This is a genomic window from Nocardiopsis sp. NPDC055879, from assembly GCF_053615935.1.
In genome coordinates this window covers 228,492-251,091 of the sequence record NZ_JBSHCT010000005.1, presented here as the reverse complement: position 1 = coordinate 251,091, position 22,600 = coordinate 228,492, and the positions used below count along the sequence as shown (strand labels likewise).

Genomic DNA, 22,600 nt, shown 5'->3' with positions numbered 1-22,600 from the left:
GGGACTATAGGTGTACAAGAGATGAACTAGGGGTTTTCGACCGGTGAAAGGTAGCGGGACGCGCCCTGGAAGCGGGTTCCGTTCGGGCCCCTCACCAGGGCCGGAACCGTGTGCATGACACGCCGACGACCGGGGCACGGAATCGGATGATGAGCGCTGACAGAACGCCCCACCGCACACCCGAGTCCACCTACCGCCTGCAGTTGGGCCCCGATCTGACCCTGGACGAGGCCACCGGAACGCTCGACCACCTGCACCGGATGGGAGTGGACGCCGTCTACCTCTCACCCGTGCTGGCCGCCACCCCCGGATCGGACCACGGGTATGACGTGGTCGACCCCACACGGGTCTCCGATGTCCTGGGCGGGCCGGCCGCGCTGCGGGCGTTCGCCGAGAGAGCCCACGCCCTGGGACTGGCGGTGGTCGTCGACATCGTCCCCAACCACATGTCGATCGCCCGACCCGACGCGAACCCGTGGTGGTGGGACGTGCTCGCCAACGGGCGCGATTCCGTCCACGCCCGATGCTTCGACATCGACTTCGACTCCGGGCCCATCCTGGTCCCGGTCCTGGGCGACGACGGTGACGACGGACGCGCCGCCTTGAGCGAACTCACCATCGCCGACGGCCACCTGGTCTATTTCGACAAACGCTTCCCCCTGGCCGAGGGCACCCACACCCCTGGCGAGGACGTGGCCGACGTCCACCCGCGTCAGCACTATCGGCTGGTGTCCTGGCGGCGCGGTGACGGCGAACTCAACTACCGGCGCTTCTTCGACGTCGACCACCTCGCCGCGGTGCGGGTGGAGGACCCCGGGGTCTTCGACGCCACCCACGCCGAGATCCTGCGCTGGGGCCGCGAAGGCCTGGTCGACGGGCTGCGCGTGGACCACGTCGACGGACTCAGCGACCCCGGCGGATACCTGCGCCGCCTGGCCGAACGCTTCGGCGGCCGGATCGTGGTGGAGAAGATCCTCGCCCCGGGGGAGAACCTTCCCGCGTCCTGGCCGGTCGCCGGAACCACCGGCTACGACGCCCTGCGCCAGGTGTGCGGGGCGTTCGTCGACCCCGGAGCCGAACCGATCCTGACCACCCTGGCACGCGACCACGGGGTGGCCACCGACGTCCCCGAGATCGACATCCAGGCCAGGGGTCACGCGGCCGGGGAACTCCTGCACACCGAGGTGCGCCGCATCGCCGCACTGATCCCGCCGGAAGGAACCGACCCTCGCCGGGCGGAGGAGGCGGTGGCCGAACTCCTGGTCTCCTTCGACGTCTACCGCTCCTACCTGCCCGAAGGCGAGGACGACTGGGCGCGCGCCGTACGCGCCGCCGCCGACCGCCGCCCCGACCTGCAACCGGTCCTGAAGGGCATCGACCGCTCGGTGCGCACCGACCCCCACGGTGAACTCGCCCGCCGCGTCCAACAGACCAGCGGCATGGTCGTGGCCATGGGCACCGAGAACACCGCCTTCTACCGAGGCACCCGGTTCGTGGCCCTCAACGAGGTCGGCGGCGACCCGGCCGCCTTCGGGACGAGCGTGGCCGACCTGCACACCGCGCAACTGCGCCGAGAGGCCACCGAACCGCACACCATGACCACCCTGTCCACCCACGACACCAAACGCTCCGAGGACGTGCGCGCCCGCTTGGCCGTGCTTTCGGAGATCCCCGGCGACTTCGCCGACGCCGTACGCCGATGGAGTCCGCGCGCGCCCCTGCCCGAACCCGCCCTGGACCTGCTGGGCTGGCAGACCCTCCTCGGCGCCTGGCCCATCGACGACGAGCGACTGACCGACTACCTGCTCAAGGCCGCCCGCGAGGCGCGGCTGGGCACCTCCTGGACCCACCAGGACCCCGAGTTCGAGGAACGGATCCGTTCCTGGCCCGACCGGCTGCGCGCCGACGCCGACCTGTACGCCCAGGTGCGCGCGTTCGCCGAGTCCATCACGGCGCCCGGATGGAGCAACTCCCTGGGCCAGAAGGCCGTCCAGCTGCTCGGTCCCGGCGTGCCCGACGTCTACCAGGGCACCGAACTGTGGGACCTGTCCCTGGTCGATCCCGACAACCGGCGCCCGGTCGACCACGAGGCGCGCGCCGAACCACTGGCCCGGATCGAGGCGGGGTGGCGTCCGCGCGTCGACGCCGACGGCGCGGCCAAACTCCACCTGGTCCGCACCTGTCTGATGGCCCGCCGCGACCTGCGACCCACCGGCTACCTGCCGTTGAGCGCGCAAGGGCCGGCCGCCGACCACGCGTTGGCCTTCGCCCGTACCACCCGCGGCTCCCACGGCCCGGCGCTGGCGGTGGTCGCCACCCGCCTACCGCTGACCCTGGCCGACGCCGGTGGTTGGGCCGACACCGTGCTGCCCTTGCCCTCGGGGCCGGGGGACTGGGTCGACCTGCTGACCGCTCGCCCCATCGTGCCCGAGCGCGTGGACGGCCTCACCACCGCCCACCTCACCGAGGTCCTGGACCGCTACCCGGTCGCGGTGCTGGCCAGAGGTCGAACGCCGGTAGGCTGACCGCGATCATGACGAACACCCACACCGGTCCCCGCCTGCGCATGCCGCAGCGCGTGGCGGACGCCCTGGCCTGCCCCGTCTGCGGGAGGGCACTGACCCGGGACCCTCGCGGGCTCACCTGCCCCGCACGGCACGGCTTCAACGTCGCCCGCGAGGGTTACGCCGGGCTGCTCACCGGCGCCACCCCGCCCGGAACGGGGGACGGCAAGGAGATGGTCGCCGATCGGCTGCGCTTCCAGGCGGCCGGGCACTACGACCCCATCGGCCGGGCCTTGGCCGAGGCCGTGGCGGGCGTCGGCGCGGCCCCGTTGATCGTGGACGTGGGCGGTGGCACCGGCCATTACCTGGCCCAGGTCCTGGAGGCGACGCCCGGCGCGGTGGGACTGACCACCGACGTGTCCAAGTTCGCCGCCCGCAAGGCGGCCAAGGCACATCCTCGCGCCGGAGCGGTCACCGCCGACTCCTGGCGGGTCCTGCCCCTGGCCGACGGGGTCGCCGACGTCCTGCTCAACGTGTTCGCCCCCCGCAACGCCGCCGAGTTCCACCGCGTCCTGGCGCCCACCGGGACGCTGCTGGTGGTCACCCCCGAACCCGACCACCTCACCGAGCTGCGTTCCGCCCTGGGGTTGTTGGACGTGGACCCCCGCAAGGAAGAGCGTTTGGCCCAGAGCCTGCACACCCACTTCACGCCGGTCCAGGCGCGACCGGTCCGTTTCGAGATGGACCTTCCGCACCCGGACGCGCTCACCGTCGTGGGGATGGGGCCCAGCGCCCGCCACATCACCCCCGAGGAGCTGGCCGAACGCGTGGCCGACCTGCCCGACCCCGTGCGCGTCACCGCCTCGATTCGTCTGGGAACCTACCGCCCCCTGTCCCAGGGCGCCTGAGCGGAACGGTCAGAGGATCCCGCCCAGGGGCAGACCCGCTCGCCTGCCCTCGGCGTAGGACAGCGCGTCCTCCAGTTCGGCCACGGCCAACCGCATCCGCTCCACCACCGCCGGGTCGTCGTACTCACCGCGTTCGTCCACACGCGACCCCGCACGGGAGACCACCACGCAGTCGACCAACACCGCGCCCAACAGGGTCAACGTCGGCATCAACGGTGCGTGGGCCCGCATACCGCCGGCCTGACCGGGGGAGGCGCTCACCAACAGGGTCGGCTTGCCCACCAGTCCACCCGAACCCACCAACCAGTCGATGGCGTTCTTGGTCACCCCGGCGGGGCCGTGCGCGTACTCGGGCGTGGCGATCACCAACCCCTGGGCGCGCGCGGCCAGGTCCCGCAACTCGCGCACCGAATCCGGCCAGGAGCCCTCATCGTTCTCGACGTCGGGATTGAACAACGGCAATCGACCGGCCAGGTCCTCACCGGCGAGCGTGAGCTCCGAACCCACCCGTGGCACCAACCGCAACAGGGCCGCGTTGAGCGAACCCCGCCGTAGGCTTCCGCAGATCCCCAGCACCAGACGTTCTTCCATCGCCACACCGTCTCACGGCGCGCCGGTCCCGGCATCCCTGTTTCCGGGATCCGGCCCCTGCCGGAATCGGGGCCCGCCGGATCCCGCCCGTTGAGGACGCCGCGTGGGGCGGTTCGACGCTCGTCGTCCCTGGGTAGGTCACCGTGCGTGAACGAACCGAACCACCCCGCCACCCTCGGACGCGGCGTCCACGGAGACTTCTCGGTCTGGGCCCCCCAAGCCCACCGGGTGCGCGTGCGCGTCGACGGCACCGACCACCCCATGGACCGCGACGACCACGGATGGTGGCACGTCACGGTCGCCGGGGCCGGACCCGGATCCGACTACGCCTACCTGCTGGACGAGGACGAACGGGCCCTGCCGGACCCGCGCTCGCTGTGGCAACCCGAGGGCGTCCACACCAGCAGTCGGGTCTACGACCACGACGCCCACGTCTGGACCGACGCGGACTGGACCGGTCGCCCCCTCGCCGGGGCCGTGATCTACGAACTCCACGTGGGCACCTTCACCCGTGACGGCACCCTCACCGGCGCCATCGACCGCCTCGACCACCTGGTCGAACTCGGCGTCACCCACGTCGAACTCATGCCGCTCAACGCCTTCGACGGCACCCACGGCTGGGGCTACGACGGGGTCCTGTGGTCGGCGGTCCACGAACCCTACGGCGGGCCCGACGCCCTCAAGCGGTTCGTCGACGCCTGTCACCGGCGCGGCCTCGCCGTGCTGCTCGACGTGGTCTACAACCACCTGGGCCCCTCCGGCGCCTACCTGCCGCGCTTCGGCCCCTACTTCCTCGGCGAGAACGCCTGGGGCCCCTCCCTCAACCTGGACGGCCCCCACTCCGACCCCGTCCGCGACCTGATCGTCGAGGGAGCCCTGGACTGGCTGCGCCACTACCACCTGGACGGGCTGCGCCTGGACGCCGTGCACGCGATGAGGGACGACCGCGCCGTACCGATCCTGGTCGAACTCTCCGACGCCGTCGACGCCCTGGCGACCGGACTCGGCCGCCCCCTGTCCCTGATCGCCGAGTCCGACCGCAACGACCCTCGCACCGTCCTGCCCCGCGAGGCCGGCGGTCTGGGCATGACGGCCCAGTGGTCCGACGACCTGCACCACGCCCTGCACGTGGCGCTCACGGGGGAGACCCACGGCTACTACGCCGACTTCGCCGGCCCCCACGTGCTCGCCGACGTACTGCGACACGTGTTCCGGCACGACGGTGGGCCCTCTTCGTTCCGAGGGCGAAGCCACGGCGCACCGGTCGACACCCACCGCGTCCCGGGCAACCGGTTCCTGGGATACCTGGCCACCCACGATCAGATCGGCAACCGCGCCCGTGGCGACCGCAAGGGCGAACACCTCTCACCCGGTCTGCTCACCTGCGGCGCGGCGCTGGTGCTGTGCTCGCCCTACACCCCGATGATCTTCATGGGCGAGGAGTGGGGCGCCACCACCCCCTGGCCGTTCTTCGCGTCCTTCACCGACCCGGCCCTGATCGAGGGGGTACGCGCCGGGCGCCGCCGCGAGTTCGCCGCCCTGGGCTGGGCCGAGGAGGACGTCCCCGACCCCATGGACCCGGCCACCCGCGACGGCGCCGTCCTGGACTGGTCCGAGCCCGAGCGCGAACCCGGGGCGGTGGTCCTGGAGACCTATCGGGCGCTCATCGCCCTGCGCCGCACCGAACCCGAGTTGGCCGACCCGCGCCTGGACCGCTTCGAGGTGAGCGCGAGCGATGACGGCCGGGTACTCGTCCTGCACCGTGGCCGCTTGCGGCTGTTGTGCAACCTGTCCGCCGAGAAGGCCTCCGTCGAGTTGGACGCCGACCCCGGGGAACCCTTGCTCGTCACCGGACACACCCGGGTCGAAGGCACCCGGGTCGAGCTGCCGGGCGAGTCCTTCGCCGTCCTACGTGTCCGGCCCGCCCGTTCGGGCCGTTTCCGGTAGTCGGGCACGCGCCCACTCGGCCAGGTGCTCCCACACCATCCGCCCGAGGGCCTCGGCCCGGTCGGCCGCCGTGCGGTGCGGGCAGGTCCCGACGGTCGAGGGGCTCCTGTCGTTCAGCTCGCATCGGCCGGGACGTCCTCGGGACCGAGCGGGCGGCCCGCCACGTAGGTGCGGCGCACCGCCCGGTCATCGCCCAGGATCGACAACGCGAAGATCAGATCGGAGACCGACTCGGCCGTGTTCGTCCGCCGTGACAGCAGCGGCGTGGCTTGCGGGTCGAGCACCACCAGGTCGGCCTCGTGCCCCGGTGTGAGGGTGCCGACGTGGCGGTCGATGTCCAGGGCGACGGCGCCGCCCAGGGTGGCCAGGTACAGCGAACGCAGGGGATCCAGGCTGTGGCCGCGCAGCTGCGCCACCTTGTAGGCCTCACCCATGGTGGAGGGCAGCGAGAACGTGGTGCCCGCGCCCACGTCGGTGCCGAGTCCGACGTGCACGGGACGCTCGGGGTCCAGCGCCTCGTGCAACGGGAACAGACCACTGCCCAGGAAGTTGTTGGAAGTGGGGCAGTGCGCGATGGCGGTATCGGTGTCGTGGCAGAGCCGGAGTTCGTCCTCGCCCAGGTGCACGCCGTGGGCGTACACGGCGCGCCGACCGGTCAGACCGTGGTGGTGGTACACGTCCAGGTAACCGGAACGCTCGGGGAACAACTCGCGCACCCACGCGACCTCGTCCCGGTTCTCGGACAGGTGACCGTGCACGTGGACGTCGGGGAACTCGCGCCACAGCTCACCGGCGGCCGCCAGCTGTTCGTCGCTGCTGGTGGGGGCGAAACGCGGGGTGATCGCGTACATGTTCCGGCCCTTCCCGTGCCAGGCGCCGATCAGGTCCCGGGAGTCCCGGTAGCCGCTCTCCACCGTGTCGCGCAGGGCCTCGGGCGCGTTGCGGTCCATGAGGACCTTGCCGGCGATCATCCGCATACCGAGGGTGGAGGCCGCACCGAACAGGGCGTCCACCGAGTGGCGGTGCACGGTCGCGAAGGTCAGCGCCGTGGTGGTCCCGTTGCGCAGCAGCTCCGAGAGGAACCGGCGGGCCATCGCGGTGGCGTGCGTCGGATCGGCCATCTGCTCTTCGGCGACGTAGGTGTGGTTGCGCAACCAGTCGATGAGTTGGTCGCCGTGGGCGGCCATCATGTCGCTCTGCGCGTAGTGCGCGTGGGAGTCGATGAAGCCGGGCCCGACCAGACAGCCCGGGTGGTGATCCACCCGTGTGCCTTCGGGGAGTCCGGGCAGGACGTCGGTGGCCGGTCCGACCTCCCGGATCAGCCCGTCCTCGACCACGACCACCCCGTCGACCTGGTGGACGAAGCACTCCCGTATCGGTACGCGGAAGGGATCACCGGTGAAGTAGACGAGGTCTCCGCGTACGGCCGAGAGTTCACCTGCGGGGCAGGGCGGTGTGAGGGGCATCGGTCACGTCCTTGATCGGGTCCGGGGACAGGAGCGTGTCCGCGTAGACGGGGTAGGGTCCCCGCGGAACGCGGTGGGCTCCTCCTCACCGAGCGTATCCAGGCGACCGCCCTCGAACAGGGCGGCCCCGGCGACGAGGCCGGCCACGGTGATGGGCCCGATGTCCCGGTCCGAAGGGTCACTCCAGGGGGCCGGTCCAGGTGGCCTCGTCCTCGGCGTTGGTCATCACCACGGTCAGGTCCTGAGCGCTCTGCGGCGCCTCGCACTCCATGTCCATGGTGTGGGTCCCCGCCTCGGCCTCCGTGACCGGAGCGTCGCTGGTCGCGGGGGTGCCGGCCTCGTCGAAGAAACACTCCACGGACATGTTGCCCAGGCCGAACACCCGGCCGAGTTCGGGCACATCCACGGTCAGGGTGAAGCCGGCGTTCCCGGCTCCGTCGGTGGTGACGTCGTCCACGGTGTAGACCACGTCCTCCTCGATCCCTTCCTGGAACTCCTCCTCGTAGGCGCCCACCGGGTGCGGGAAGACGGCCGGCTCCCCGAAGGCCAGAGTGTCCCCGGCGTCGGGAGCACCGCTCTGGTCCGAAGTGCCCGGGGCGCCGCCCTCCCCCTCGTCGGCCTCATCGGTCGGGGCGGACCCGGTGGTCTCCTCCTCGGTGGCGGAGGTCTCCACCGGGTCCTCCAGCGCCATCTCCGCAGGGGAGGCGCACGCGGCAGCGGCGAGGACCAACGGCAACAACAGTGCGTAAGGCATTATTCGTCGCATAAACCCACGTTAGGTGAGGTCGGTGCGCGATCCCCGGCCTGGCCGGGGCCTCAATCGGTCAGAACACGCGTCAACGTCACCCACTGTCCGGGCGTCACCAACCCCACCGGTGCGCCGGCCGCGACCCGCGCCGTGCCCAGTGCCCTGGTCACCTTCCGTGCCGGGTACGCGCGGCGCAGGGACGCCGAAAGCGAACCGCCCACCCCACCGAAACCGAGTTCCACCAGGCACCGGTACTCGTCCAAGTGCTCCCGGGGCAGCAACGGTTCCTCCCGGGCGCGCAGCACCAGAACACCCGAGTCCACCCGTGGCACCGGACGGAACCTGCGCCGGTCGATCCGCCCGGCCAGGGTCCAGGACCACTCCGGCCAGCTCAGCACGGTCACCTTGCTCCACCGCCCGTAGGCCCCGGTGCGTTTGCGGGCGTACTCCAACTGGGTGACGAGCGTGGCCGAGGTCAGGTGGCGGGCCTCCAGACACCAACGGACGATGTCGGAGGTCCGTGAGTACGGGATGTTGCCGACCACCACGAAGGGGGAGCCCGGTGGACGCGATCGGGTGAAGTCCCCGCGCACCACCCGCAACCCGGGTGCGCGCTCCCGGTAGCGTTCGGCCAGTCGGTCGGCCAGACGCGGATCGAGTTCGTGGGCGATCACCCGCCGCGCGTCCCGGGTGAGGTGGCGGGTGAGGGCGCCCTCACCCGGACCCACCTCCAACACCAGGTCCTCGGGTCCCACTCGCGCGGTGCGCACCACCCAACGGGCGGTCGCCGGATCGGCGAGGAAGTTCTGGGACAGACGTCGACGGTCGTTGTTCCTGGCGCGTGCCATGCGTGCGTGGTCCGTTCCGCCACCGGGGGTGGCCGACGAGGGCGTGAACGGCACGACGGGACCCACGCCCGGCCAGGGCGCGTCAGAAAAGGGACAGGGTCCGCCGGCCGACCGCCCGAAAGGGAAAAGGGGCGTCGGCTGAGACCGGACCGGCGAAGACGCGGGTGCGACGAAGGACGAACCCGGCACCGCCGACGTCGCGCCGATGAGGACGCGGGAACGGCGGTGCGCTCAGAGGGGTTCGGCTACCGGGCCGGCTGAGCGGACCGGAGTCGTGCGTAGGCGACCGCGGGCCAGGCCTGTGGACCCTGGAAGATCGCGTGGAATGCTGCCATGACGTCCACGTTAGGGGAGGGCCATCCGCGCGGGCAACGCATTTTCCGCGAGGGCCATACTCCGGAAAACGGGTGGCCGTACCCGTCCCGAACACGGGATACTCGTCGCCATGGCCGACTTCTCCACCTTCGACACCCGCCACTATCGCACCGTGGACGTGGCCACCGGCTACGACGGATGGTCCACCACCTACGAGGAGTCCGTCCTTGACGCGATGGACCTGGGTCTGCTCGCCGGGCTCACCGCACCCGACTGGGGCACGATCGACCGCGCCGCCGACCTGGGGTGCGGAACCGGGCGCACCGGCGCCTGGCTTCGAGAACGCGGGATCCCACGCGTGGACGGTGTGGACCTGAGCGCCGGGATGCTCGCGCTGGCCGAGAAGCGCGGCGCCCACGCCACCCTCGCCCAAGGCGACGTGCGCGCCACCGGACTGCCCGCCGGCTCCTACGACCTGACCATCGCCTCGCTCATCGACGAGCACCTGCCCGGGCTCGACCCGCTCTACGCCGAGGCGTGGCGGCTCACCCGGCCCGGCGGGCACTTCGTCCTGGTCGCCTACCACCCGCAGTTCATCATGGTCTCGGGGATGCCCACCCACTTCACCGACGCCTCCGGTGAGGACGTCGCCATCACCACGCACGTCCACCACGTCGGTGACCACGTGCGCGCCGCCCTGGCCGCCGGGTGGCGGCTGGTGGCGTTGGAGGAGGCCGTGGTGGACGAGGGCTGGGTGGCGGCCAAACCCAAGTGGGAGAGGTTTCGCGGTCACCCCATCTCGGCCGCCTTCGTCTGGACCCGCCCCGCCTGAGGGGCCGCCGTCAGGGCGCGGTGAGCATCCGCGCCCATAGGTCCGCGTGGTGTTCGATGTGGTCGGCGGCCGGGCCCCAGTGGTCGGCGTGGCCCTCGGCGTGCAACCGCGCCCAGGGTTGTGTCCCGGTCCGCGCGCCCTCCTCCAGCAGTTCGAACATGCCGCGCACCCGGTGCAGCGCGGCCCAGGGCAGCGCCGCGCGCTGTTCGAGGTCGCAGCCGTAGCCGTCGGCCAGCGCCCGCAGACGCCGGCCGTCGATGTCGGGATCACCGCCGGCGTGCAGGGGTGCGAACCCGTGCGCCGCGTAGCCCAGATCGCCCATCCGGGTACCCGGGGCGGCGCCGTCCCAGTCGATGAAGCACCAGTGAGGCTCCGCGTTCCCGGTGTCCCGCCCGCCGACGACCAGGTTCCACGGGGCCAGGTCGTAGTGGCAGATGACCTCGCCCTCCTCCGGCGGGAAGACCGATCCCCACACGGGTTCGCCTCGCGGGATGAAGTCGGTGGTCAGGTCGTGCAGGCGCCGGATCAGCGCGCCCACCCGCCGCAGCCCGGCCGTGGACATCGGCGCCATCCGGTCGGCCAGGGTCCCGGGCACGTACTCCAGACACTGGGAACCCTCCGGGTGCCGCCCGTGCGTGGCGGGTGCGGCCGGATAGCCGTGCCGGTTCAGGTGACGCAGGAGTTCGGTGACGGCGGGGGAGGAGGGCAGCCACGGCTTGCGCACCGTGGCGCCCACGCGCAGCACGCTCTCGGCGACGTTGCCGCCCTCCAACACCTCGACGTCGTCCGGGGCGGGTTCGGTGGAACTCATGCGCCCCATCCTGACCGGGCTAGCGCCCATGGTCCATCGAATTCAGCGGGCTTCCCGGGCGAGGGCCTCGGCTTCGGCGGCGTCGAAGCGCGCGTCGCTCAGCCGGATCAACGGCAGCAACAGCAGCAACATCGACCCGCCCAGCAGCAGGTACATCGGCCTGAGCCCCATGAGGGAGGCGAGTACTCCGCCGGTGGCCGCGCCCAGCGGCATGGTGCCCCAGGCCAGCAGCCGGAAGACGCTGTTCACCCGGCCGAGAAGGTGGTCGGGGGTCAACCGCTGGCGTAGCGACACCACGATCACGTTCCAGACCATGATGGCGACACCGCCCGCGCACAGGCCCGCCGTCACCACCCACAGGTTCGTGCTCAGCCCGGGTACCCCGAGCAGCAGGGCGAACCCGACCACGGAGACGCGTAGCGCCCAGGTGCGCCCGCACCACCGTTCGGCCCACTCGACCAGGAAGGACCCGATCAGGCTGCCCACGGCGGTGGAGATCAGCAGCAGGCCGAACGCGGCCTCGTGCAACCCCAGGTGCGAACCGGGGCCCACCGCGTAGAGCACGAACACCGCGAAGGCCGCCTGGGTGGCGAAGTTGGACGCCCCGACCATGAGGGCGAACCGGCGCAGCAGTCGATTGCCCCATAGGAACCGCACTCCTTCGGCGATCTCGGTGCGCATGGTGGTGGCCGGCCCGGTCCTCTTCACCCGGAATCGGCCCTTGACCAGCAGCAACATTCCCACGGCGGCGGCCCACAGCGCCGCCGGGGTGACGAAGGCCAAGGCGACACCGACCGCCACCAGGGCGCTGCCGAGTGGCGGGCCGATGAACTCCTGCCCGGTCAGTTCCGCCGCGTACAGGCGGCCGTTGGCCCGGGACAGACTGCTCCGGGGGACGATCTGCGGAAGGATCGACTGGGCGGAGGTGTCGTAGAGGGTCTCGGTGACCCCGATGGCGAAGGCGAACGCGTACAGCAGCCAGATCGAACCGAACCCCAGGGACAGGGAGAGCACCAGCAGCACGAGGAGGGCGGCGCGCACGACGTTGGCGCCGACCATGGCCACTCGGCGGTCGAGCCGGTCGGCCAGGACACCGGAGGGTAACGCGAAGAGTAACCAGGGCAGGCTCAGCGCGGTGGCCACTCCGGCGATCAGTAGGGGTGAGTCGGTCAGGCGCAGGGCCACCAGGGGCAGGGCGGCCTTGAGGGCGCCGTCGGCGAGGTTGGACAGCCCTGAGGAGGTCCATAGCCGCCAGTAGGGGCCGCCCAGTGGTCCGGGGGCGGTCGTGGTGGTGCCGGACGGAGGGGTGGAGGGCGTGTGCCCGTCGTTCTCGGCCATGGATCGACGATGACAGATCGATTGATAAAACTCAATCGATTGGCTTCAATCTATCGACCCGGTAGCGTTGCCCACATGAGTGAGTCGGAGCCGGCCCCGCCCGCCGCGTTCGAGCCGGGCAAGCGCCGCCCCGCCACCGCCCAGGAGGCCAAGGCCCTCGGGCACCCCCTGCGCCTGCGCATCCTCCGCGAGTGCCGATTGCGCGAACTCACCAACAAGGAGCTCGCCGACCGCCTGGAGACCTCACCCGGCACGGTCCTCTACCACGTCCGGCAGTTGGTGGAGGCGGGGCTCCTGACGGCCGCCCCGGTCCGCACCGGCAGTGGGGGAGCCCTGGAGAAGCCCTACCGTGCCACCGCCGTGACCTGGTGGCTGGACGGTCCGCTCGCGGACGAGGAACCGATCGCGCGGGCCGCGCCGGTCCAGGCCTTCCAAGACGAACTCGCCCAGGCCGGGCCCGAGTCGCTGCGCACCTACGCCCGCTTCGTCCTGCACCTGAGCGACGACGGGCTCCAGGAACTGGACCGGCGAATCCTGGCCATTCTGGACGAATACGTGGCCACCGACGAGGAACGCCTCGACCAGCCCGCCTACGGCGGCATCTTCGTCCTACACCGCCCCGCGGACTGACCCCGCGGTCATCCGTTCGGCCTCGTCGGCTCCGCCGGCCCCGGGCACGGTCGTGGCGGGCTCAGAAGAACTGCCAGGGCCCCTTCGGCGGTCGCTGATCCACCCCCGGACGCGACCAGTCGCACACCCCTTCCGCGAAGACCTCCCGGGCTCGTTCGGCCTGTTCGTCGTCGAACTCCACCGGATGCTCACTCTCGTCGAAGGGGGTGAGCCGGCACTTGACCACGTCCGAAGCGAGCGGGCCGCCCGCCACCGTCCGCGGCGAACCGTGCACGGGGAAGGCGTCCGCGCACCGGTCGCCCTGACCGGCCGGCAGGGGCAGTTGGGGCGCGACCACACGCTCGCCCCCGATCCAACAGGAATCGGTCAGCCAGTCCGGGCGGGTGCGCTCCACCCGCTCGATCGGGGTGGAGCGCGGGCGCACCCGCGCGTCGTCGGCGGCCGCGCTCACCCAGGAGTCCAGCTCCCTCAGTGCGCGCCCGGCGACCGGGCTCGATGAGTCGAAGACCCCCGACCGGTAGGGCTCGACCAGCATCACGTGGTTGGCGTCGGTGCCGTTGGCCTGGACCAACCGCTCCCGGGTGGAGAAGGAGTGGTAGCGCATGTGGATGTCACCGCCCGGTGTGTCGTCCTGGTAGGGGCGGTGGTCCACCACGGGGACGTCGGCCAGCCCGCCGCCCCCGTGCAACAACCGGCCGCTGTCGTAGGCCGCCGCGATGGCCTCCGGGTCGCCCTCGGTACGTTCGGCCACCACCTGACCGTCCGCGTCGAGTCCACCGATGTGCTCGTTCAGGTGCAAGAACGCGTCCACGTCGATGTCCCCGGCCATCAGCGCAGACAGACCGTACTGGACACCGACGTTGTCCAACGGCCGCCGGGGCAGCCCGGTGCCGGGATCGGTCCCGTAGACGTTGACGGTGTGCGAGTACAGGTCGCAGCGCGCCCCGTCGGGGTTGTCCTCGGGGTGGTAGCGCTCGGATTCGGGCAGTGAGTCCGGGCACACGCCCCGCGGATCGATCCGCGACGCCGCGCCGGCCATCGCCGTCACCCCCTCGGGGCCACCGAACCCGGAGACCTCGCCCACCTGATCGGGGGTGAGCGCCTCGGGGTGCCTCTCGGCGTAGGAACGCAGCAACAGCGCGTCGGTCGCCGCCGGAGTGGTCGCGAAACCCACGTCCGGGTAGCTCTGCGAGACCAAAATCCCGTCCAGCAGCCCGGGCTGGTTGTCGGTGATCTGGTGGGCCTGGTACGAACCCCCGGAGGACCCCCAGCCCAGGGTGTGGTCGGGGGAGCCGTAGGCGAGGGTGAAACGTTCCTTGGTGGCCGCCATGGTCTCGGCGGCGAGGAGGTCGTTGCAGTTGTTGCCGAACACGTTCAAGGACGCCGAGGCCACCGCGTACCCCTGGGAGAGCATGCCGTGGTCCACCACCCCGGCGGTGTGGTCGCCCTGCGTGTACCAACCGCCCGGGCAGCCACCGCCGAACTTGTACACCAGGCGCCGATTCCAACCTTCGGGGGAGGTCCACGGGTCGGGTTCGGGGTCGCGGGGATCATGCAGTAGGGCCGTCTCGTATACCGAACGGTTGGCCGTCCCGGTCTCCACCCGCACGGTGTAGGGCACCTCCGCCCCGGTGGAGGTGGTCGTGGTGGCCACGTCGGTGGGCAGCCGGTCCCGGTCCGGCAACGCCTTGAACTCCTCGTCGGTGGATCGGTACACGTACCCCACACGGGTGGTGACCGAGCAGTCCTCGTCCAGGGCGGCGCCCAGCGTCCCGCCCCAGGCCAGGTCGAAGTCCTCGGTCCGACACACGAACGGTTCCTGGTGCGGCCCGGAGAACACCGGCCCCGACAACGGGTGGGCGGTCACGATCAGCTCCACCGGTTCGGGCGCGGAGCCGCCCTCCCGGGTCGTCTCCTCCTCCGCGGCCTCGATCGAGGCCACCAGTGAGTTGGTCCCCTCGGACAGGTTCGAGACCGTCCCCTCCAACACCGGGCCCACCCCGGGTAGAAGCACCCGCCGCAGCGCCTCGGTGACGTCATCGCCATTCGATTCCAGCCGCACCCGGTGGGGTTGGTGGGGGGCCGGCGGCGTCACTCGGACCAGTACCGTCTCGCCCATGACGGTGTCGGGCCGAGAGGACAGCACCTCGACGGCGAGCCCGTCCTCGGCGGTCCGCGAAAGGGGCTCCAACGGCGCCGCCGAAGGGGGAGTGTTCAGCGCGGTGGCGTGTTCGGGCACCGCGGCGCCCGAGACGGAGAACAACGTCGCGACACCGGCCGCACCCGCGCCCAGGGCCACTCGTCGCCAGGTCGTCCTCATCACGGCGCCCCCGGACATGGAGGGGCGGCGGCGAGGGTCGGGGGCCGAAGAGGAACGAACCGGTCGATGGCACATGCCGGCATGCTCTCCGCGCCACGTCCCCGCGAAGGGGGGACGCACCGTGTCGGGAACCGGCTTTGCATTCCCATGCCGCCATCGATACCCGGAAAGACGACAGAACGAACAAAAAGGCCGGGTGTTCGGATCCTTCCTGATCCGGACACCCGGTCCATGTGCGTGTTCGCGGGATCAGGCCCGCTGGATCTCCCGACCGCTGATCCGGGCCGGGACGATCTTCAGGACCTGGTCCCGCGGGCCGGCCGCCCATGGTCGCGGCATACGGCCCTGCGGGACGCGTTCCAACTCCCCGTCGTCACGGACCCACCGGCAACGCCCCGAACACAGCACGCTCCACCCCTCACGGCGTTCCTCGTCGAGGTGGTCGACCTGGAAGGCCGCGTACCCGCGCGCGTAACGCATGATGGAGCCGGCCAACGTCGAGCGGAACACGATCGTGTCGTTGAGCAGCGCGTAGTTGACGGGCAGCACCGTCGGCGCGGCGTCCCCGTCGATGGTGAAGGCCACCCGCCCGATGTCCCGTGTGGCCAACAGGTTCAGACAGGTCTGACGCTCCAGGACGGTGAACGAGACCTGCCCGCCGGTGGACAGGTCCGCGCCCAGCGATCGCCGCTCGCCCTCGTGTAGACGTTCGGTGCCCGCGAACTCCTCCGACGCCGTGCGCTGTTCCGGTGGCGATCCGGGTCCCGTGTCCCGCCCGCTCCTGGACGCCCCGGCGTCGCTTGTTCCAACCACCACAAGCCCCCCGAAATCCGGTACCTTCCGTGCATCCGCCCTCTTCATCGTCGTCCGTCCACGAACACCGGAAAAGGGGCCGGGATCCCCCTGATCCACGGCGAAGGTCCTCGTTCGCGCATTACCCGTCGGGACACAGGACTCAAACGGGAAGGGACGTTCGCCCCCTCTGGTGGCGAACACACCCGGATAGGGTGGTAACACCTGGTCCGAGCCTTCGGACCGAGGGCGAACACACGGCTCGCAACCGCCCGACGGTGCGCCACAACGGGCGGCGAAGGCCCACAACCCAAGGCGGCGCTGCCGCCTCAGGTCACCAGTGCTATGGAGGTGCGCACCTGATGGGCGGCGACAGATCGATCCGGGTGTTCCTGGTCGACGACCACGAGATCGTCCGGAGAGGCGTGGGGTCACTCCTCGACGACGAGGAGGGCATCGAGGTGGTCGGCGAGGCCGGTACCGCCGCGCAGGCCCTGGCCAGGGTGCCCGCGCTCCGACCCGACGTGGTCGTACTCGACGTTCGACTCCCCGACGGTGATGGTGTCACCGTCTGCCGGGAGATCCGGTCGATGCTTCCCGACACCCACATGCTCATGCTCACGTCCTACTCCGACGATGAGGCCCTCTACGGGGCGGTCATGGCGGGTGCCGCCGGCTACATCCTCAAACAGATCCACGGAACCGACCTCGTCGGCGCCGTCCGCACGGTCGCCCAGGGGCGATCCCTGCTGGACCCGGAGTCGACCGCGCGCATGCTCAAGCGATTGCGCGACGAGGCCGGCCGCAAGGACCCGCTCAGCGAGCTCACCGAACAGGAACGCCGTGTCCTGGAGCTCATCGGTGAGGGACTCACCAACCGGGAGATCGGCGCCAGGATGTACCTGGCGGAGAAGACCGTGAAGAACTACGTGTCCCGAGTCCTGGCCAAGCTCGGCATGGCCCGCCGTACCCAGGCGGCGGCCTACGCGGTGCGTCTGTCCATGGACCAGAGCGCCTGAGCCGTGCGGAACGGACAAGGAGTCGGGCCTCCCGAAGGGGGCGGGCCCGGCTCCTTGTCCGCTCTCAGGGGTTGTCGAGGCAACGGGATTTCGAAACGCCTCGGATCCGACCGCCGGGCCCGATCAACCTTCCAGGGTCTGTCCCTCACGCTGGACGGGCGCGGACCACTCCACCACCGTGCCCTCGCCGGGGCCGGAGGCCACCGCCATCGCACCGCCCAACTCCTCGGCGCGCGAGGCCAGGTTGCGCAACCCGCTGCGCGCCACTCCCTCGGGGACGCCACGGCCGTTGTCGGACACCCGCAACACGACCTCACCGTTGTCCACCGACAGCTCCACGTCCACCGAGGTCGCCCCCGAGTGCCGGGCCACGTTGGACAGCAGCTCACGCAGCACCGGGATCAGGTGCTCGCCCACCCGCTCGTCCACGGCGTTGTCCACCGGGCCCTGGGTGAGCAGCCTGGGCGCGAAGCCCAACGTCTCAGCGGAGGCGTTGACCAACTCCAGCACCCGCGAACGCAACCACGAGGAGTCGTCCTCACCCGAACTCTGTAGGGCGAAGATGGTCGACCGGATCTGTCGGATGGTGTCGTCCAGGTCGTCCACCGCGCCCTGCACCCGCTTGGAGGAGGTCGCGTCGTCGATCCGTCGCACCGTGCCCATCAACGTGATGGCGGTGGCGTACAGCCGCTGGATGACGGTGTCGTGCAGGTCGCGGGCGATCCGGTCCCGATCCTCCAGCACGCTCAACCGTTCCGAGTCCAGGCGGGCCTCGGCCAACTCCAGGGCGACCGCCGCCTGGTTCGTGAACGACGACAACATGTTCGACCAGCTGTCCTGGAAGTCCTCTCGGCCGCGGTCCCGGGCCAGCACCAGCACACCTCGGGCCCCGTCGGGCGGACCGAACGGCAGCACCAGCACGGGACCGACCCCCATCCGGGTGAGGAAGCCGACCCCGAGGTGCTCGAACTCGGACACGTCCGTCTGAAGTGGGGTGCCGCTCAGGTAGACCCGGCCCAGCAGGGTGTCCTCGGCCCGGGTCAGGGTCGCCCCGCGCGCCCCCGCCGCCAAGGACTCGCACTGGTCCTCGGGGCCGTCCCACACCCGCACCGTGAGGGTCTCGGGGTCCTCGCCGGGCATGGCGATGATCGCGATGTCGGAGTGCGCCATCACCCGGGCCCGGCGCGCCACCAGGCGCAATACCTCCTCGGGTGCGGCCCCGGACAGCAACCGGGTGGTGATCTGCCCGGAGGCGTCCAGCCAGGTCTCACGGCTCTGGGTCTGCGCGAACAGTTGGGCGTTCTCGATCGCGGTGCCCGCGGCCGTCGCCAGGGCGCGCATCAGGAGTTCGTCGTCGCCGGTGAACTCCGTACCGTCGTGCTTGTCGGTCATGTAGAGGTTGCCGAACACCTTGTCGCGGATGCGGATCGGCACCCCCAGGAAGGTGTGCATCGGCGGGTGCCCCTCGGGGAACCCCCGCGACTCGGGGTGGTCGCTCACCTCTTTGAGCCGCAACGGCTCGGGTTCCTTGATGAGCAGCCCGAGGATGCCCTCGCCCCGGGGCCAGTGGTCGATGGAGGAGATCTCGTGGGGTTCCAGACCCACCGGGATGAACCGACTCATGTTCCCGTCGGGACCGATCACCCCCAGGGCTCCGTAGCGCGCGTTCACCAGTCCGGTGGCGGTCTCGGCGATCCGCAGCAGGAGGGGGTCCAGTTCGAGGCCCTCACCGATGGAGATGACCGCTTCCAGGAGGGTGTGGACGCGTTCCTGTTTGCGGGAGATCTCGGTCAATCGGGACCGGACCTCGTCGAGCAGGTCGTCCAACCGAACCTGGGGCAGGGACAGCCGGTCGTGTTCGTGAGGATCGAAGTGGTCGCCGTCTGTCTCACTCATGGGGACTCTTTCCGGCTGCTGTCCAAAGGTTCCACAACCGAGTCTATGGGCGTTCTGTACGGGTTCGACTCGCCCCCACGAACTACGACGTGCCTCAAGTCACCCACCCTGACCGGCTACTTTCCCGAGCTGTCACTCCGTCGCACGCAAGTGCCGAAGGCCTCCGGTAAAGGGGTCTTTGGACCATTCTTCACGGCGGTCCCACCCATGTCCCTTTCCCGCCGGACTTCACCTGCTCAGTGCTCCGTCGACAGGTGGCCGGCCTTACCGAGAGCGCTTCGGTCTCTTCCGCTGAGAATCTCGGAGCAATGCTGGTGGACGTTCGCGTACCACTTGAGACCCGGGGCCGAGGGATTCGGCCCCGATGACCTTCCGGCGCCCGAACCCGGCGACCTCGATGGTGAGGTCGGTGGCCCCGGCCAGGTCGGTCAGGTCCACCGGACCTGGTCCACGTACCAACAATGTTCGTAGGCGCGGCATGTCCCGAAGCCACATGGGTGGGCGCATGGTCGCCGCACCATGAATCAGTTCCAGACGACGTACCGCCGGTAGCGACGCGAGTACCTTCGCCGATGCCGGGGTGGTCGCCAAGGCTTCGCTCAGCTCCAGATCCTCGAGCAGTGGAAGTTCCCTCAGCGGAGTCAGATCCAGTTCCGGGTTCACCTCTCCGTAGTAGAAGAAATGGGACAGAGATTCGCTCTGACTAGCGATCCCTTCGATGTCCTTGAGTTCCGGACAGCTCAACAATCGGACCTTCTCCATCGAATCCGGAACGGTCGCAAGGTAGTTCAGATCGGAAATTGTCTTGTCATGCCGGATCGAGAATTCGCTCAGGCGATCCACCGGAAGGAGGTCTCGGAGCGGCTCGCGCGGGAGCCCGTACCCGAACCCCATCTCTTCCAGGGTCACCATCTCGCTGAGGAGTCCCAGGTCATCGGTGAGGGCAGGGTGCGAAAGCACGATTTGCTCGAGAGGACTGTCGATGAGGGGTGCGATGCTGGGGGTGAAGGTGAGGCCGAGGCACATCAGGAGACGCAGCGAGGGCATTCCGCGTAGTGGTTCCAGATCGATGTTCCACTGCTCGTCAGACGAATCCGGGCTCAGGATGAGCGAGACCAATCGGGATATCCTCGACAACGTCTTGACGGAGTCGTTCGCACGACCCCTCAAGACAAGTGATCGGATCGCTTCGATTTCATTGTGGGAGGCGATGAGATCGAGGTGTTCGGCCCAGATGGGGAAGGCGTAGGTATAGGTGGTGAGGGTGTCGACCAAGAGCACTTCGGCGAGCTCTACTGAGGGGTCGCGCTCCCATGCTTCGTCCACCGCGAAGAACGTGTCCCTGCCGCGGAAAGGTAGAGCCTGTTCGATGACGGAATATGATCCGGGCCCGCCGATATGGGACGCCGCCCTGATCGACTTGGCGGCCTCTCGCGCGTTGGTCGGTGGGGTACGGGCCAGGAGCGGCAGAGCGGCCTCGCCCACCAGACTCAGTGCGTGCACGTGTTCCTTGGTTCTCGGCGGGAGGATGCGCTGAACCCTCTCGGTCACCTCCGAGTGGAGCCGTTCGGCGAGTTGAGGTGAGGTCTCCAGGCAGGCGAACGCCACCAGCAGTAGCCGGTCGTGGTGTTTCTTGACCTGGTCCGCGCGTTCCAGTAGCCCGGTGACCAGTTCCTCGCGCTGGGCCGGGGTGGCGTGTCCGGCGGCCATGACCACGACCTCGTGCCACTGGTCGTCGTGGGCGTGCTTGACCAACAGCGGGAGACTGTCCTCCTCCACCAGGGCCTTGGCCGCCAGGTACTCCTCGAAGGTGCGGTGCAGGAAGCTCACCCGGTCGACGGTCGGGCACTGGAGCAGCCCGCTGCGCACCCTCAGATGCGTGAAGACCTCCTCCGGGCCCTCTTCGATGTGGTGCATCGCGGCCAGGAGCCTGCCGACCTGACGCTTGGCGGTGGTGATCGGGGCGTCCGAACTGCCGTTGAGGATCAGCCACTTGGCCAGCTCCTGCAGCAGGAGCACCAACTCCCGGCGCGAGAGGTCCACGCCCGGGACCCCGCGCTGGTGGTCGCGCTCCTTGAGCAGCATGGCCAGCGCCGCCTCGTACACCTCCATCCGATCCCGTGGCAGGGACGTGTGCCGATCCCGGTGCAGCGCGCACAATAGGGCGCAGAGCAACGGTGTGGAGGCGATGGATCTCAAGTGGCGTTGGCCCAGCACCTTCCGAGTGAGTTCGGCTTCGTGCCGGGTCAGCACCGCGCGTTCGGTCTCTTCGGTGACCTCACCGCGTACCGCTTCGTGCCAATGGTGGATGAAGGCCCGTACGTCCTCCTCACCGAGTGGTTGGAGCTCGGCGGCGGTGAACCCCTCCGTGTCCAACCAGGACTCCGAGGCCGCACCGGGCCTGGTGGTGACCACGTAACGGCAGTTGGGAAAATCGGTGAGCAGGCCACGCAGCCAACGGCGGGCGGCCTCACGCTGGCTCTGTGGAAGTTCGTCCACCCCGTCAAGCAGAACGATGCCCCGGCCCTGGGACATCACCGTGGTGGCCCAACCCGCAGGGGCCTGATCGGCCAGGTGACGGCCGGTGTGCCGGACGAAGTCGGCGGGCTCGGGCAGGTCGCGGTCCACGTACTCGCGCAGCGGAACCAGGAAGGGCACCGACCCGGTCCAGGAGGCCATCGTCTCGGGGAAGTCTCCCTGTCCGGCCCGCACACCCACCCAACGGAGCAGGGTGGTCTTGCCCGAACCCGCCGGACCGCGCAGGAAGGTGCGCCGGTGCAGGGCCAGGACCTGCTCCACACGAAGATCACCGGTCGGGTAGGGAGAGTCATGATCGAAGAGGTCGAGCTCCCTCTCCCGCCACTCACCGGACACCCGCAGGCTCAGATACGCCGTGCTCAGCGGATATCTCCTCGTTCCCGCTTCGGTGCCGAACAGCTCCAGCACGTCCCACCGCTCCGCCGCCTTGCGGCGGTAGGCGGTCAGGAAAGCCGCGTCCTCGTCACGCTCGCGTCCGGCGAGTTCCTCCTGCCTCGGCACCCGGTCCAGGAGTTCCTCGACCTTGCCCAGGAGCAGCGTCTCCCGCCGCAACAACTCGGTGAACGCACCCGTCTGGAACCGTGGCAGCGCCGACAGGGTCGCCATCACGTACGCGCACGACTCCGGCAGCACCCGGTCGTATAGGGCCACCGCCGCCTGACTCAGGTCCCGGGTCGCCCGTGGCGCTTTGGCGCGCAGGTACCGCTCCAGGTACAGCGGATCCAGGTCCTGCTCGAACAGGGTGCGGTCGGTCAGCCCGGCCTTGTCGAAGGTGTCGGCCACGGCGAGCACCGCCGCCTCGCGTTCGTTCTCGGCCAGTCCGCGGAACTCGTGATCGAGGTAGCCGAGCACCCGTTCTGCGACGCTCTCCTCGATCTCGTCGAAGCGGCGCTTGAGTCTGCGCCGCTCACGGCTTCCGGTGACCTTCTCCTGCACGAGGTCGGCCACGGTGGTCGCGGCGCTCTCGGCGAGCGGGTTGCCGATCCAGATCCCACAGGCGGCCTTGACGACCGACACGCCCAGTTTCAGCGCGGCTTCGAACACGAACGCTCCGGAGGGGGAGGGGACAGGGGGTCCCTCCAGATTAGAACGAGAAG

General features: G+C 70.1%; 16 protein-coding genes. 6 read left to right on the top strand and 10 right to left on the bottom strand.

What is annotated here, in order from left to right; all coding sequences use genetic code 11:
* Positions 1-149: 149 nt before the first annotated feature.
* Complete coding sequence (gene treY / locus ACWGKS_RS07930) at positions 150-2,525, top strand: malto-oligosyltrehalose synthase (protein ID WP_358509191.1); 2,376 nt, start codon at positions 150-152, stop codon at positions 2,523-2,525.
* A gap of 8 nt (positions 2,526-2,533) precedes the next feature.
* Positions 2,534-3,412, top strand: a complete 879-nt coding sequence (locus tag ACWGKS_RS07925) for a putative RNA methyltransferase (protein WP_358509188.1) — start codon at positions 2,534-2,536, stop codon at positions 3,410-3,412.
* A gap of 9 nt (positions 3,413-3,421) precedes the next feature.
* Here ACWGKS_RS07925 and ACWGKS_RS07920 read toward each other — a convergent pair whose 3' ends face one another.
* Positions 3,422-4,003: an NADPH-dependent FMN reductase gene (locus ACWGKS_RS07920; RefSeq protein WP_358509185.1), complete on the bottom strand. Its 582-nt coding sequence runs from the start codon at positions 4,001-4,003 to the stop codon at positions 3,422-3,424.
* A 147-nt stretch (positions 4,004-4,150) separates the two neighbouring features.
* Between ACWGKS_RS07920 and treZ the strand changes: the two genes are divergently transcribed.
* Positions 4,151-5,950 (top strand): malto-oligosyltrehalose trehalohydrolase, encoded by a 1,800-nt coding sequence (gene treZ, locus ACWGKS_RS07915; protein ID WP_452522127.1) that lies wholly within the window; start codon positions 4,151-4,153, stop codon positions 5,948-5,950.
* Between the two features lie 113 nt (positions 5,951-6,063).
* Here treZ and guaD read toward each other — a convergent pair whose 3' ends face one another.
* The 3 genes from guaD to erm form a co-directional block, all read right to left on the bottom strand.
* Positions 6,064-7,416, bottom strand: a complete 1,353-nt coding sequence (gene guaD / locus ACWGKS_RS07910) for a guanine deaminase (RefSeq protein ID WP_358509181.1) — start codon at positions 7,414-7,416, stop codon at positions 6,064-6,066.
* A gap of 178 nt (positions 7,417-7,594) precedes the next feature.
* The gene (locus ACWGKS_RS07905) at positions 7,595-8,170 is read right to left on the bottom strand and encodes a hypothetical protein (RefSeq protein ID WP_358509179.1); all 576 of its coding nucleotides are present in this window, start codon (positions 8,168-8,170) and stop codon (positions 7,595-7,597) included.
* 62 nt (positions 8,171-8,232) lie between these two features.
* Positions 8,233-9,012, bottom strand: a complete 780-nt coding sequence (erm, locus tag ACWGKS_RS07900; protein WP_358509176.1) for an ErmE/ErmH/ErmO/ErmR family 23S rRNA (adenine(2058)-N(6))-methyltransferase — start codon at positions 9,010-9,012, stop codon at positions 8,233-8,235.
* 445 nt (positions 9,013-9,457) lie between these two features.
* On the opposite strand from erm, the gene ACWGKS_RS07895 reads away from it, so the two are divergent.
* Positions 9,458-10,159 (top strand): class I SAM-dependent DNA methyltransferase, encoded by a 702-nt coding sequence (locus ACWGKS_RS07895; RefSeq protein ID WP_358509173.1) that lies wholly within the window; start codon positions 9,458-9,460, stop codon positions 10,157-10,159.
* A gap of 10 nt (positions 10,160-10,169) precedes the next feature.
* On the opposite strand, the gene ACWGKS_RS07890 is transcribed toward ACWGKS_RS07895, so the two are convergent.
* Both ACWGKS_RS07890 and ACWGKS_RS07885 read right to left on the bottom strand, forming a co-directional pair.
* A complete protein-coding gene (locus tag ACWGKS_RS07890) occupies positions 10,170-10,970 on the bottom strand; it encodes a phosphotransferase (RefSeq protein WP_358509171.1) in 801 nt (266 codons plus the stop codon).
* Positions 10,971-11,012: 42 nt separating this feature from the next.
* Positions 11,013-12,308, bottom strand: a complete 1,296-nt coding sequence (locus tag ACWGKS_RS07885) for an MFS transporter (protein WP_358509168.1) — start codon at positions 12,306-12,308, stop codon at positions 11,013-11,015.
* Between the two features lie 75 nt (positions 12,309-12,383).
* Here ACWGKS_RS07885 and ACWGKS_RS07880 point away from each other — a divergent pair, with 75 nt between their 5' ends.
* Positions 12,384-12,938, top strand: coding sequence for an ArsR/SmtB family transcription factor (locus tag ACWGKS_RS07880; RefSeq protein WP_358509165.1), 555 nt, complete (start codon positions 12,384-12,386; stop codon positions 12,936-12,938).
* A gap of 61 nt (positions 12,939-12,999) precedes the next feature.
* Here ACWGKS_RS07880 and ACWGKS_RS07875 read toward each other — a convergent pair whose 3' ends face one another.
* Positions 13,000-15,258, bottom strand: coding sequence for a DUF6351 family protein (locus ACWGKS_RS07875; protein ID WP_358509162.1), 2,259 nt, complete (start codon positions 15,256-15,258; stop codon positions 13,000-13,002).
* Between the two features lie 249 nt (positions 15,259-15,507).
* Positions 15,508-16,071 carry a pyridoxamine 5'-phosphate oxidase family protein gene (locus tag ACWGKS_RS07870; protein WP_358509160.1) on the bottom strand — a complete coding sequence of 188 codons (564 nt, stop codon included), beginning with the start codon at positions 16,069-16,071 and terminating at the stop codon, positions 15,508-15,510.
* A gap of 341 nt (positions 16,072-16,412) precedes the next feature.
* Between ACWGKS_RS07870 and ACWGKS_RS07865 the strand changes: the two genes are divergently transcribed.
* Positions 16,413-17,069: a response regulator gene (locus ACWGKS_RS07865; protein WP_067601144.1), complete on the top strand. Its 657-nt coding sequence runs from the start codon at positions 16,413-16,415 to the stop codon at positions 17,067-17,069.
* 123 nt (positions 17,070-17,192) lie between these two features.
* Here the strand turns inward: ACWGKS_RS07865 and ACWGKS_RS07860 are convergent, their stop codons facing one another.
* Complete coding sequence (locus ACWGKS_RS07860) at positions 17,193-18,965, bottom strand: sensor histidine kinase (protein WP_358509157.1); 1,773 nt, start codon at positions 18,963-18,965, stop codon at positions 17,193-17,195.
* Positions 18,966-19,229: 264 nt separating this feature from the next.
* Positions 19,230-22,547: an NACHT domain-containing protein gene (locus tag ACWGKS_RS07855; protein WP_452522122.1), complete on the bottom strand. Its 3,318-nt coding sequence runs from the start codon at positions 22,545-22,547 to the stop codon at positions 19,230-19,232.
* Positions 22,548-22,600: the final 53 nt, after the last annotated feature.

What these genes read in the sequence shown, in the direction of transcription:
- treY (WP_358509191.1), top strand. Translation starts at nt 150, where the DNA reads ATGAGCGCTGACAGAACGCCCCACCGCACACCCGAGTCCACCTACCGC.
- ACWGKS_RS07925 (WP_358509188.1), top strand. Translation starts at nt 2,534, where the DNA reads ATGACGAACACCCACACCGGTCCCCGCCTGCGCATGCCGCAGCGCGTG.
- ACWGKS_RS07920 (WP_358509185.1), bottom strand. Translation starts at nt 4,003, where the DNA reads ATGGAAGAACGTCTGGTGCTGGGGATCTGCGGAAGCCTACGGCGGGGT.
- guaD (WP_358509181.1), bottom strand. Translation starts at nt 7,416, where the DNA reads ATGCCCCTCACACCGCCCTGCCCCGCAGGTGAACTCTCGGCCGTACGC.
- ACWGKS_RS07905 (WP_358509179.1), bottom strand. Translation starts at nt 8,170, where the DNA reads ATGCCTTACGCACTGTTGTTGCCGTTGGTCCTCGCCGCTGCCGCGTGC.
- erm (WP_358509176.1), bottom strand. Translation starts at nt 9,012, where the DNA reads ATGGCACGCGCCAGGAACAACGACCGTCGACGTCTGTCCCAGAACTTC.
- ACWGKS_RS07895 (WP_358509173.1), top strand. Translation starts at nt 9,458, where the DNA reads ATGGCCGACTTCTCCACCTTCGACACCCGCCACTATCGCACCGTGGAC.
- ACWGKS_RS07890 (WP_358509171.1), bottom strand. Translation starts at nt 10,970, where the DNA reads ATGAGTTCCACCGAACCCGCCCCGGACGACGTCGAGGTGTTGGAGGGC.
- ACWGKS_RS07885 (WP_358509168.1), bottom strand. Translation starts at nt 12,308, where the DNA reads ATGGCCGAGAACGACGGGCACACGCCCTCCACCCCTCCGTCCGGCACC.
- ACWGKS_RS07880 (WP_358509165.1), top strand. Translation starts at nt 12,384, where the DNA reads ATGAGTGAGTCGGAGCCGGCCCCGCCCGCCGCGTTCGAGCCGGGCAAG.
- ACWGKS_RS07875 (WP_358509162.1), bottom strand. Translation starts at nt 15,258, where the DNA reads ATGAGGACGACCTGGCGACGAGTGGCCCTGGGCGCGGGTGCGGCCGGT.
- ACWGKS_RS07865 (WP_067601144.1), top strand. Translation starts at nt 16,413, where the DNA reads ATGGGCGGCGACAGATCGATCCGGGTGTTCCTGGTCGACGACCACGAG.
- ACWGKS_RS07860 (WP_358509157.1), bottom strand. Translation starts at nt 18,965, where the DNA reads ATGAGTGAGACAGACGGCGACCACTTCGATCCTCACGAACACGACCGG.